Origin of the sequence: Chitinophaga sp. (assembly GCF_035538455.1) — a bacterium.
In the GTDB taxonomy this organism is placed as follows: domain Bacteria; phylum Bacteroidota; class Bacteroidia; order Chitinophagales; family Chitinophagaceae; genus Chitinophaga.
This window is the reverse complement of sequence record NZ_DATLKJ010000100.1, coordinates 1-11,830: the sequence shown is the minus strand read 5'-3', so window position 1 is coordinate 11,830 and position 11,830 is coordinate 1. Positions and strand designations below refer to the sequence as shown.

Annotated in this window: 7 protein-coding genes; all 7 read right to left on the bottom strand. The window is 50.1% G+C overall.

Going from position 1 to position 11,830, the window contains the following annotated elements; all coding sequences use genetic code 11:
- Window positions 1–34 precede the first annotated feature (34 nt).
- Entirely contained in the window at window positions 35–3,868 is a 3,834-nt protein-coding gene (locus VM802_RS12255; protein ID WP_325530797.1) for a condensation domain-containing protein, read from the bottom strand.
- Window positions 3,868–4,935, bottom strand: a complete 1,068-nt coding sequence (locus tag VM802_RS12250) for an HAD-IIIC family phosphatase (RefSeq protein WP_325530795.1) — start codon at window positions 4,933–4,935, stop codon at window positions 3,868–3,870. The genes VM802_RS12255 and VM802_RS12250 overlap by 1 nt, the downstream gene beginning before the upstream one ends.
- Before the next feature lie 20 nt (window positions 4,936–4,955).
- On the bottom strand, window positions 4,956–5,924 hold the full coding sequence (locus tag VM802_RS12245) for a hypothetical protein (RefSeq protein WP_325530793.1): 969 nt from the start codon (window positions 5,922–5,924) through the stop codon (window positions 4,956–4,958).
- A gap of 9 nt (window positions 5,925–5,933) precedes the next feature.
- Entirely contained in the window at window positions 5,934–7,082 is a 1,149-nt protein-coding gene (locus tag VM802_RS12240) for an acyl-CoA dehydrogenase family protein (protein WP_325530791.1), read from the bottom strand.
- A 3-nt stretch (window positions 7,083–7,085) separates the two neighbouring features.
- Window positions 7,086–7,343: an acyl carrier protein gene (locus VM802_RS12235; protein WP_325530789.1), complete on the bottom strand. Its 258-nt coding sequence runs from the start codon at window positions 7,341–7,343 to the stop codon at window positions 7,086–7,088.
- Window positions 7,344–7,392: 49 nt separating this feature from the next.
- A complete protein-coding gene (locus VM802_RS12230; protein ID WP_325530787.1) occupies window positions 7,393–8,244 on the bottom strand; it encodes a 3-hydroxyacyl-CoA dehydrogenase family protein in 852 nt (283 codons plus the stop codon).
- 24 nt (window positions 8,245–8,268) lie between these two features.
- Window positions 8,269–11,830, bottom strand: a 3,562-nt coding sequence (locus VM802_RS12225) for a non-ribosomal peptide synthetase (protein WP_325530785.1), incomplete at its 5' end; no start/stop codon positions are given.

Here is an 11,830-nt window from a genome sequence, read left to right as displayed (position 1 = left end):
TAGTATTTTAAGGAAATCACTTTTCAGTATATGGTTAAAAATTAAAAGCAAAGTCCAGGTCAGTAGGTTCATCCATCACTTCTTCCGGAAGGCGGTATGAAAAGGCTTCCACGGTTCTTGCCGGATCAGAGAGGATGTCTTGCAGCAATACCAGGAATCTTTCTTTCAGCAGGAGGATACTTTCTTCTTCAAACAAGGCCGTGTTGTACTCCAGTTTCACCGGCCAGTCGCCCTGGCGTTCGTTGATTTCCATTACGAGATCAAACTGTGCGGTGGCGGTTTCCAGGGGGAAAGGAGAGATCACTACATCATCCAGCCGGATCTCCGGTATCTCAATATTCTGCAATACAAACACTACATCGAACAACGGGTTGCGGGAAGGATCTTTATGCAGGTTGATTTTTTCTACCAGCAATGCAAACGGATAATCCTGGTGCTCGTAGGCATTCAGTGAATTTTCTTTTACTTCTTCCAGCAGCTGTGTGAATGTTTTGTGTGCAGCGGGTTTGTTCCGTAACACCAGCGTGTTTACGAACATACCTACAATATTGTCGATGTCGCTGTGCGAGCGGCCTGCGATAGGAGAGCCAACGATGATATCTTCCTGTCCGGTATATTTATGCAGCAGGATATTGTAAATCGTTAGTAGTACCATGAAAGGCGTGGCGCCGGTAGATGCTGCCAGCGAATGGATTTCCTGTATCTGCTGTGCCGGAATATTGAAGAGTAATTTGGAACCGGTGAAAGATTGTGTTGCCTGGCGTGGCTTGTCTGTGGGGAGTTGCAGGACGGGCAGTCCGCCGGACAATTGTTGCAGCCAGAAATTTTCCGGTTGCGTGAGGGCGCCGTTGTCGAACTGTTCTTTCTGCCACATCACGAAATCCTTGTACTGGAGTTTCATTGGTTCGAGTTCGGCGCCATGATAAAGCTGTATCAGTTCCGACATAAATACGCCGATGGAAACGCCATCGGAAATGATATGATGCATGTCGAAGAGCAGGATATGCTTTTCCGGCGCTACTTCTGCTATGCAGGCCCGTAGCAGGGGCGCTTGTGTGAGGTCAAAAGATTGCAGGAACGATTTCAGCACTGCCTGTGGATCATTGTTCCCGCTGATCTGTTGCAGTTTGAAGGTTACTGTTGGATGTATGACCTGCACGGGCTTTGCATTCCTTTCATGGAAGCTGGTACGCAGACTCTCATGCCTGTTGCAGAGTGCCTGGAAAGCGGCTTCCAGCCTGGCAGTATCGGGGGCGCCTTCCAGCATGAACACCGCAGGGAGGTTATATGCCAGCAGGTTTTCATTAGCCTGGTCTATGAGCCACAAACGCAGCTGCGCTTCGGAGAGCGGGTAGTATTCCTGTACCGGCGCGGGTTGTATGGCCTTATAAGTTACCTGCTGTGCGCCGCTGGCGATCAGCTCTTCCACGCTCTTTGCGAGTGATTTCACTGTGGCCATTGCAAAGAGATCTTTGAATATCAGTTTCAGCCCAAATTCTTTTTCAATGGCGGAGATCATTCTTGTCGCCATTAGGGAGTGGCCACCCAGCCGGAAGAAATCATCTTCCAGTGAAAGTTCGTCCAGTTTCAGTACGGCTATCCAGATGGCGGCGATCTTCTTTTCCATTTCCGTCCAGTTATCGCGGATGATTGCTTTCAACCTGGCGGGATCGGTTTCCCTGCCCGGTGCGACAGACTGGGCCGTTTTTTCTTCTTTTACAGTTGCAGGCGCTGTAACGTCTTGTGACAGCGGTTCCCGCAGCCAGCATCTTGTTCTCTCAAAATGATAAACCGGTAAGCTTACTTTCCGGTGATCACCTAGCGCATAATATTTCTTCCAGTCGATCGGATATTGCCGGAGATATAAAGCCTGTGTAATTTCAAGTGCTGATGCGCTGACGGATGATACCTGGTACAGGAATTCCTTGTCAGGGTAAGGAAGATTCCGCAGGCCCGCTGACAAACAGCCTTCGGGGCCCAACTCGAGGAAGAGCACGCGGCTGTCTGCAGTTTCCCGGTCTACAAGACTGAGCAGTTTGTCGTTCAGTCCTGGAATAGCGGCATCATTGCCGGTGCATTGCTGTAAGGCTTCTTCCAGTGTCATTTCATTGAGCGCCACGGCTACTACGAGGTCGCCGGAGCCAACGCCCAGGAGGTGTTCTGTGATAAGTCCTTTTTCTTCGGCGAACCGGTACAGGGCATATTGCAGGACGAAGCGGTTAATGGCTTTGCTGGAAGATGTGTAGTATTTCGTACAGTCGGCTACGTATTTTTTCAGTTCCGGCTGGGCGGTGATAATGGATGCTAACAGCTGATCGCTTACCACAGCATCGCCGGAGAAGAGGAAGATGATTTTCTGCGCGGCCTCTTTGGTGGTGTTGCCGGTGGTATTTTTTATCTGCTGTATCAATGCTTCTTTTGAAGAAGCGATTACGGAAACACGTTGCTGATAGTGCTTGCGGCCACTGTTTAAGGTAAAGCTGATGTCTTGCAGGGCTGCGTTATTTTCTTCCGTGAGGTAAGCGGAGAAACTATTGAGGTACTCGTGCAGACTGCTTTCCGATCTGGCGGAGAAGTTAAACAGGAACGCACCGGGTGCAGTTTCTCTCTTGTCTGCCGCAGGCGCTTCTTCCAGTAACACGTGACAGTTGGTACCGCTGAGCCCAAAGGAGCTGACACCGGCTCTTCTCGGGAAAGGCGCTTCCCAGGGCTTGTACGCTGCATTTACATATGTCACAGAGTTCTTAAAATCGATGAATGGGTTTGGTGCATCAAAATGTACGGACGGATACAGTTCCTGGTGTTGCAGGGAGAGTACGGCCTTGATCAGACCGGAGATGCCGGCTGCGCCGCCTGTGTGTCCGATGTTGCTTTTGATGGAGGAAACGGCGCAGAAATGTTTTTTATCTGCGAAGCCTTTAAAGGCGAGATCGATTCCCGAAATTTCGATGGGATCGCCTAGTTTAGTGCCGCTGCCATGCGCTTCAATGTACCCTACTGTAGTTGGGTCTATGCCGGCTTTCTGCCACACCTTCCTGATCACTTCAGACTGTGCCTGGCTGCTGGGGGCTGTGAGGCTGCCTGAGAGCTGGGCATCCTGGTTGGCGGCGCTGCCTTTGATCACCGCGTAGATAATGTCATTATCTGCCAGCGCTTTATCCAACGGTTTGAGCAGCACGCAGCCCACTGCTTCGCCGGCGCCGGTGCCGTCTGAATTGGCAGCGAAGCTGCGCGTTTTTCCATCCCTGGACATAATGCCCAGATCAGGGCTATCACTTTTCTCACCGGGGAACAATATCAACCGCACGCCACAGGCGAGGGCATACGTAGCATCGCCGATGAGCAGTTCATTGCAGGCCATATGCACGGCAAGCAGGGATGAAGAACAGGCGGTATCCAGCATCAGTGCGTTACCTCTGAAGTTGAAGAAACGGGAGATCCTGCCCGCCGTAGTGGCGTTGGTATTACCGGTAATGATGGTAGGGTCAAAACGTTCCGCCAGCTTTGCATATTCCTGTTCTGTATCGCCGATGAAAACGGCTGTATCAGTGCCGTTGAAGAAATCAGCCTGGTAACCGGCGCTATCGATGGCTTCATACACTACTTCCATGAGCAGGCGCTGATGCGGATCCATGTACTCTGCTTCTGCCCTGGAGATATTGAAGAAACGGTAATCGAATTTATCCACGTCTTCCATATAGCCAATCTCCATCAGCGATGTACCGGGAGCGAGGGTGGTGGCTGCTCTTCTCTCCGTCGAAAATTCTCTTACACTGTCTCTTCCTGCTACCAGGTTTCGACGCAGTGCTGCGATGTTACCGGCTTCAGGGAACCTGCCTGCCATTCCTATGATCGCAATGTCTTTCATTATTCTTGAGTTGAAATGTTAATGTAGTCCGGATAGGTGGTGAACTCCGTAAGCGGATGTGTGAGCAGTTGTCCGCCGTTGTCCAGCTTTCCGGCTTCTGTGAAGCCTGCAAATTTGTAGGCGATGTACATCATGCGGTTGCGGTCTGTAGGCAGGAATTCGGCCTGCAGGCTGCATCCTTTTGCCTTTGCGCGGTTCATGATGTAATTGAGCAACACGGCGCCTACGCCGCGCGACATCACCCTGCACGACATCAGCAACAGTTTCAGCGTCCAGGTGTCTTCGTTGCATTCTACCATCGCCACGCCGATTTTGCCATAGGAACCGTATTTGTCGGTCAGCTCGGCTACCAGCAGTAAATGGTTGGGTGACTTCACCAGCATTTCCAGCTCTTCATAGGAGTAGGAATAGCCGGTGGCGTTTAACTGGTTGGTACGCAGGGTTAGTTCTTCCACCCGTTGCAGATCGTCGATAGTGGCAGGCTGTATGGAGAACGATAACTGCAGTGATTCCAGGAATTGTCTGTTGTTACCGATCTCCTGTTCTTCCTGGTTGCGCACATCATCATCGAGATACATCTTTCTCCTTAATGAAGATTCTTCCGTAATGAACCGTGGTTTAAAGCGGCGGAGGATATCTTCGATGACGTCTACATCCAGGCAGGTGATCTGCTCATGTACAAAGGCCACTTCATCGCGTTCAAAAGGCTGATCGTCGATAAACACGATGGCGTCCATGCCGATGTTCAGTTTCTCTTTGATCTTTTTAAGGGAGTTTGATTTCAGATCCCAGTTGATCTGCGGATAGAGGAAGTATTCCCGGAGGCCGAACTTCTCCAGCATTTGTACCGCATCATCATGATTGTTCTTGCTGGCGATGGAATTGATAATACCCCAGCTGTCCAATGTTTTTATAATGTCTATAATACCTTCTCTTAAAACCAGCTGATCGTTCTCGAGGAGAACGCCATGCCAGATGGTATGATCGAGGTCCCATACCACACATTTTACCGGTTTTTGTTTCGGCTTTGAGGGGCTTATAGCAGTTTGGTTAACGGTGTTACTCATAATACTTAGATTACTGTTGTTTACACTTCAATGAGTACGGAGCTCCATGCAGCCACGGGGCTGTTATTCATGATCAGTACTTTTTCGCCTTTCTGGAAAATGCCTGATTCCACACCTGTCTGGTAGTTGAGAAAAATATCTCCTGCGCCAAGATGGCCGTACTGACCAAGGTTGAGCGAGCAGATAGGAGAGATGCGGATATCGAAGGCAGATTCATAATATTCGTATGCACGTGCAGAAATATTCTGCAGCAGGAAGTGACCGATGTTTTCTTTCGCGATGGAATTACGGGTTAATAAAGCGTCGTTGATCTCCCTGAACCTGTTCTTGCTTTCTATGGCGAGTTCAAAGCCGTATCTGCGCACATCACTGCATTCTTCTTTGTATTGATCCAAGCTTTTGTTCTGGTATTCCAGTTTGAAGAGATCCCAGTAGCGGCCGTTTGTCTGGATGGAGACATCGGTGATCTTGTGTTCTGCGGTGCGGGTGATGAGCGCTGCCACGCCGCCGTCGCCCATGATGGTAACGGGGTTGCGGAAGCGGTATTTCGACAGCAGTTTGTTGCCGTAGCAGATCAGTACCTGGTTGGCCCTGCGGTTGGCCACCAGGAAATCTTTCGCGAGTTTCAGCGCCATGGAGCTGTCTGCACAGCCAAGGTTGGCAATGGCAAAGCTGAGTGCATTGTTCGCTTTGATATCGTATTGCAGCCTGGTGGATTCGGAGCTGATGAACTGCTCAGGTGTACGGCTTTGCAGGTAGATGATGAGATCGATGGAAGAGGGGTCTGTACCGGTTTCCTGCAACAGTTTTTCGCAGGCGCCCCTGGCCAGTTCATAGCTTGTCACTGGGCCGGCATCATATACGGTATTGATGCCGCAGGTGGTGAAGTAAGCCAGCTCACTTTCTTCCAGCGAGGTTTTCTCGTGGAGGTTATGCACGGATACCGGCGTGCCGGGTGTATATACTTTTATGGATTGAATCCCTATCATAATACTGAGTTATAGAATAGAACTTAAACTGGCAATGCTGTGGTCTGCAATCAATATCTGCTGTATCTCTGTAGAGCCTTCAATGATCTCCATTACTTTGGCATCGCGGAAGTAGCGCTGGATGGAGATGCTGTCATGGCATCCCATAGCGCCGTGCAGTTGCACAGCGTCGGAGGCAATGACATTGGCAATACGTGACGCGTGATATTTGGCCAGCGACGTTTGAATGAAGCTGTCCGGATCTTTTTTATCGCGCAGATAACCGGCATTCCTGCAAAGCAATGTGGCGGCCTTTACTTCTGTGACCATGTTGGCGATCTTTTGTTTGATCAGCTGATGATCTTTTAAAGGCTGTCCGAAAGCCGTGCGTGTTTTGGCATACCGGATGCTGTCTTCCAGGCATGCCCTGGCAATACCCAGCGATCCGCAGGCCACGCTATAGCGGCCATTGTCGAGCGCGGTGTTCACGATTTGTTGCAGGCCCCAGCCTTTTCTGCCCAATATATTTTCAGCAGGTACGATGCAGTTTTGCAGATGTAATTCTGCCAGCATAGATGCCCTGGTACCAAGAATGCCGTCCATTGGCACTACAGTGAGACCTGGTGTATTGCGCTCTACGAGGAAGGTAGTAATACCATGTTCACCCTGTGCTGCGATCATATACAGGTCTGCCGTCTGTGCAAACGTGATCCACTTCTTGGCGCCATTCAGCTGATAGCTGCCGTTGACTTCCCGGTAGGTGGTTTTGATACCGGCGGTATCGCTGCCGGCATCCGGTTCAGAAAGCCCGAAGGCAGCCAGTTTCGTGCCTGTTGCCAGCAGTGGCAGCCATTCGTCTTTTTGCGCTTTGGCGCCCCAGCGGAGAATGGTTTCTGCCGTCAGCGAAGAATGAACGGTAACGAGGCTGCGTGTGGAAGAACAGGCTCTCCCTATTTCTTCATTCAGCAGCCCGTAAGACACCTGGTCGATTCCTCTGCCACCGTAGGCAACAGGGATAGTAGCGCCCAGGTAACCCTGTGCGCCCAGTTTCCTGATCAGTTCCATCGGAATGGCTCCCTGTCTGTCGTAGTCGTTGGCATATGGCTGCAACTCAGTCTGCACAAAGGTTCTGAACTCCTTCTGCAACACCTGCTGGGCAGCTGTTAGTTCCAGGTTCATGTATCAGTTGCCTTTCTTTTTTTGAATAAATGCTTCCAGGTTATCAACGGTATTGAAGTTCTGGAGATTGAGGTCTTCATTCTCTACAGCTATGCTGAACGAATTCTCCAGGAACACCACCAGTTCCAGCGCAAACAATGAATTTACCAGTCCCAGTTTGAAAATATCTTCTTCGTCAGCGAAACGGATTTCTGATCCGATACGTTTTTGCAGGAATTCTCTGATGATTGTTTTGGCGCTGGTTTGAGTTGTTGTTTCCATTTTATTTCTGCTTTAAAGATTTTCTGATAATAGTTTTCTGATGACGATCTTAATTCAGGTCATATTTGTAAAAGCCTTCGCGGGTCTTTCTGCCGTGTAGTCCTGCATCCACCATTTTCTTCAGCAGGGGAGCTGGTCTGAATTTGGTATCGTTATAGCTGGCAAAGAGCACATCGAGGGTATACAGGATTGTATCCAGGCCAATGAGGTCGGCAGTTTCCAGCGGTCCCATTTTGTGGCCGAAGCATTCCTTGAATATCTTGTCAATATCGGGTACGGTAGCAACGCCGTCCTGTAAGGTGAACACGGCTTCATTGATAGTGAGCATCAATACGCGGTTGGATACAAATCCGGGCAGGTCATTCACCACTACGCCGGTCATCTTCACAGATGCCAGTAATGCCTGTGTGGTATCGATGGTGGCAGCAGTGGTATGATAGCCGCGGATTACTTCCACGGTGGGCTTCAGGTGTACGGGGTTCATGAAGTGAATACCCATTACCTGTTGCGGATGTTTCAGGAAGGAAGCCAGCCTGGTGACAGAAACAGCAGACGTATTTACGGCCAGCAGTGCATGATCTGCTACCACTTCTTTCAGCTGTTTGTACAAGTTTTCCTTGAGTGATATATTCTCTGTAATATTCTCGATGATGAAATCTGCTGCAGCCACTTGTTTCAGATCAGTGGTGAAGGAGATCTTGTCCAGCACATTCACTGTGCTGGCAGATTTGTGCAGCATTTTATCCAGGCGTTCAATATTGCGTATATCCTTTCTGGCATTGGTGAGCGTTTCATCGGAAACGTCTACCAGGATGATGTTGTAATCATACTTAGCAAACTGGTAGGCAACGCCTTGTCCCATAACGCCTGCGCCGATTACGGCGATTGTTTTTATTGTCATAGCTTGTGCAGATTTTGTTGTTGTTTAGAATTCCACTCTTCTGGCCCTGGAAGGCTGCCTGGAAATTTTATTGAGATTGTTTGAGACAGCGGCTGCCTGTTCGCGGATACTGGGCTTGTCGAACAGATCGCTGACCTTTAATGCATCACCGAACGACTGTTGTATCAGGGTGAGCATATTGATGATCTTCAGACTGTTGCCGCCCAGCTCAAAGAAGTTATCGGTGGTGCTGATGTTGCCTGTTTCCAATACTGTTTCCCAGATGTGCAGCAGCTGTGATTCTGTTGCATCCGCGGGCAGCACTCTTTCCGATGATGATTTCTTTTGTTCCGTATCCGGCTCTGGCAATGCTTTGCGGTCTACCTTTTCGTTGCTGGTCAGCGGGAATTTTTCCAGTACGATGAAGTAGGATGGTATCATATAGGCGGGCAGCTCTGTTGCCAGGTGCGCACGCAACACGGAAGGCTCCAGCTGTCTGGGACTTACCACGTAAGCGCAGAGGAACTTATTGCCACTGCTGTCTGTTTTATCAATTACCAACGCCTGCCTGATTTCCGGATGGGTCATGAGTTTACTTTCTATTTCGCCCAGCTCTATCCTGAATCCGCGGATCTTCACCTGGTAGTCTTTTCTACCGATGAATTCAAGGTTTCCGTCAGGGCGCCACTTTGCGAGGTCGCCGGTTTTATACAACCTTTGGCCTGGCTCAAATGGATTGTCAGCAAACTTTTCGCGGGTCAGTTCAGGATTGTTGAGATACCCTCTGGCGAGTCCTTCACCTGCTATGCAGAGCTCTCCCGGCACGCCGACAGGCTGTAGCTGCATCTGCTCGTTTACGATATAAATGCGGGCATGGTGAACAGGCCTGCCGATGGGGATGTTGACACCTTTCGGGTTACCGGGTTTGAAGCGGTACCAGGAGCAGGCCACTGCGCCCTCCGTAGGTCCGTAACCGTTAATGATTTCCAGGTGTTCATTCAGTGACATGTATTGCTGTAGTGTGGTGTCTTTTATCGGTTCCACGCCCACAAACAATTTATTCAGCTGTACCGGCGCGCTTTCTTTCAGCACCCGGTAAAGTGGTTGCAACAGGGATGGCGGTACGTAGCAGAAAGTAATTCCTTTATGCACAATTACGTTGGCGAGCGATTGCACATCGTACATATGTTCGCGGTTCACGATCACGAGTTTCGAGGCATTCACCAGCGGGATGAATATTTCCAGTACGCTTACGTCGAAGGCAATCGTGCTGAGGCTGAGGCATACATCGGTAGTATTAAAGCCGCTGCTGTAAGTGGCATTTGAGCGCACTGCATTGAGGAAGGAGTGATGTTCTATCTGCACGCCTTTCGGTTTGCCTGTGGAGCCGGAAGTATAGATTACGTATGCAAGGCTGTGCGGCGGGCGGTTGATGTTTTCCATGACCGGCATGTCGGTATGCAATGGCAGTTCGTCCAGCAGCAGTTTATTGGCAGCAAAAGCGAGGTTGCCGGCATACTTCTTTTGCGTCAGCACCAATATGGCTCCGCTGTCTTCTATCATGTACCTGACGCGTTCCTGCGGATATTCCGGGTCAACGGGCAGGTAGGCGCCACCTGCTTTCAGGATGGCCAACATACTCACGATCATATCGATGGAGCGGTCTGTATACAGGGCCACGATTTTGTCTTCTCCACAGCCAGCATTGCTCAATACAGCAGCCAGTCTGCTTACTCTTACTGCCAGCTCACCATAGGTGATGGAAGCGGTCTCTGTTTCCACTGCCATATGATCAGGGAAGCGTGTTGCATTCTTTTCAAACAACGCGTAAACGTCTTTCTCTGCCGTGGCTACAGGATCACCGTCTGCACGGCTGAATTGCAGGATCTGTTCCTGTTCTTTCGCTGTAATGATCTCAATATCCTTCAGTGTAATCTGCGGATTGAGCGCCACCTGTTCCAGGATATGGAGGAAGTGCCCAGACAGGCGTTTGATGGTCTGTATAGAGAAGATTTTTGTCGAATACTCCATCGTAGCCAGCAATGTGTCGTTTTCTGCATTGCTTATCTCGAGGGAGAGATCCATCTTAGACACATGATGCGCTATGGTAATGGCTTTCAGACGGAGGTCAGCAAGTTGCAGTTCGTCCCTGTTCTCAGAGCGATAAGCGAACATGTAATCGAAGAGCGGGTTACGGCTCATATCCCTGCTGATCTCCAGGTCATCTACCAATTCTTCAAAAGGATAATCCTGGTTTTCAAATGCCCGGAGTGACTGGTCTTTTATTTCCAGCAGGTAATCACTGAACGGTTTATCCGCAGCCGGGAAGCTCCGCAATGGCAGCGTATTTACAAACATACCCAGCAGTGGCTGTACGTCTGCATTGGAGCGGCCTGCTACCGGTGTACCCACAATAATGTCTTCCTGCCCGCTGTACCTGGACAAGAGAATATTATACGCAGCCAGCATCACCATAAAGGTGGTGGCGCCGTTGGTTCTGTTGATGTTTTTTATGGCTGTTGTGATGTGCAGCGGAATGTTGAACCTGAAAACATCTCCTTCGTAAGATTTCACCGGAGGACGCACAAAATCTACCGGCATGTTGAGCAGGCTGATGTCGGTTTTGAACTGCGACTTCCAGAATGCTTTCTGGGCCAGTGCTTCGGGTGATTGCAGCCATTGTTGCTGCCATACCGCAAAGTCTTTGGTTTGTATGCCCAGTGCCGGAAGCGCTGTATGGTTGTAGCTGGCGCGGAGTTCATGCAGGAGGTTGTCTACCGCTACGCCGTCAGCAATGATATGATGCAGATCCAGCGCGAAATAGTACTGTCCGCTGTGTGTTCTGATCAGCGCAGCTCTGATCAGCGGAGCAGCAGAAAGATCGAAGGGGCGTATGAAATCCCGGATCATATCTGTGAGCTCATCATCTGCACAATGCAGCTGCTCTATGTCGAAATCAATATCTTCCTCTACCATCTGTATTACTTCACCATCTTTGATGGCAAAAGAAGAACGCAATATCTCATGCCTGTCTATCAGTGTACGGATAGCCCTGGTCAGCCTTTTACGGTCAGGCGCGCCTTCTATGGCATATATCGCGGGTATGTTGTAGGAAATGCCGGCGCCGTCGATCTGGTTAAGGATGAACAACCTTTTTTCCGCGGATGAAGCAGGATATACAGAAGACGCTGCCGCTTTCCTGATAGCATGGTGTGCGGCATGTGAGCTTTCTGCAATGAATGTGGCAAGATCACGCAGACGCGGCGTGGTGAATATCTGCCGGATGGTGATGTCTACATTGAAATGCTTGTGGATGATAGCCACCAGCTGCGCAGCTTTCAGGGAGTGACCACCCACTTCAAAGAAATGATCATTCCGTCCTGCTTTGGGCAGATGCAGGAGATTCGTCCACAGGGCGGCCAGCTGTTGTTCGGCATCTGTGACCGGTGCTTCGTATGCCGCAGTAGAGAGGTTTGTCTCCTGCGGGATCGGGAGGCGCTTCCTGTCGATCTTGCCGTTGCCGGTAAGCGGGAAGCTGTCCATGATGATGAAGAATGCAGGCACCATGTAATCCGGCAGGAAAGCAGCGAGATGTTTACGCAGGTCC